This window comes from Paenibacillus sp. NPDC056722 (assembly GCF_042790635.1).
Lineage (GTDB): Bacteria > Bacillota > Bacilli > Paenibacillales > Paenibacillaceae > Paenibacillus_AQ > Paenibacillus_AQ agri.
The window spans coordinates 1-1011 of the sequence record NZ_JBHTYV010000045.1; the positions used below are offsets into that span (position 1 = coordinate 1).

Consider the following 1011-nt stretch of genomic DNA (forward strand, 5'->3'; position numbering starts at 1 on the left):
GCCACAATGTGTTTCCGCTGTAGAGGATCTCGTCCAGTGTCGCGCCGGTCAGGTTCGCGTCGGTGAGGTTCGCGCCGGTCAGGTTCGTGTAGGCCAGGTTCGCGCCAGTCAGGTTCGTGCTGGTCAGATCCGCGCGGGTCAAGTCCGCGACGTTGAGCTTCGCGCCGGTCAGATTCGCATAGGACAGGTCCGCGCCGGCGAGGTTCGCCTCGAACAGGCTCGCGCCACCCAGGTTCCCGCCGAGCAGGAACGCGCCGGCCAGCTTCGCAGAGTCCAGCCTCGCGTCGGTTAGGTCCACGTCGGTCAGAGACGCGGAGGTCAGGTTCACGTAGGTTAGGTTCGCGCCGACCAGCTTCGTGCGGAACAGTAACGCGCCGGTCAGGTCGGCATCGTGCAGGTTTGCGTTAGAGAGATTCGCATCGGACAGGTCAGTATGGATCAATTTCTCTCCGGTCAGGTTCACGCTGTGCAAGCAGGACTTCGAGAGGTCTGCAAGGTTGCGGTCAAGCGTTATATCGCGGCGACCGATCACTGTTATGGCAGCGTGGATATCGGCGGGGAGATCGGGTGAGGTACCGCTCGGTCTCGAGCACGTAGTTGGCGCTGGGGTGTGAGTGCGAACAAGCGCGCTCAAAACCTCGACCACGGTGGGATGATCCACGGGTGAGTCTCGGGCGAGGCGTTCCAGGGCGTAGATGCCACCCAAGCGCACGTCGAGTTTGTCGGAGCCGAGCTGCTCGGTCGCCTTCGTGAAGCGGTCTGTGACCTGGCCTTGTTCGGACAGCTTGTATTGGTCCTGGGTGGCTTGCAAGGATTGGCCTGAAAACCATATGGCCGAAATGGCTGCACTCGCCGTCGCGAGCGCAACGACTGTTGGCCAGCCTGCCCAGCCAAACAGCCTGCCCACCCAACGTCGGACTTGCCGCATCCACCTCCGCCACCATCGTGGCTCCGGCGGTTTTTGCAGTCGAATACCGTGCGAACGTCGCCTCAACTCGTTTCGGCGAGATC

The 1011-nt window shown here is 62.3% G+C and carries 1 protein-coding gene; it reads right to left on the minus strand.

Going from position 1 to position 1011, the window contains the following annotated elements; genetic code table 11:
- Window positions 1-928: pentapeptide repeat-containing protein (locus ACFRAM_RS28755; RefSeq protein WP_379470447.1), on the minus strand; the 928-nt coding region annotated here is incomplete at its 3' end.
- Window positions 929-1011: the final 83 nt, after the last annotated feature.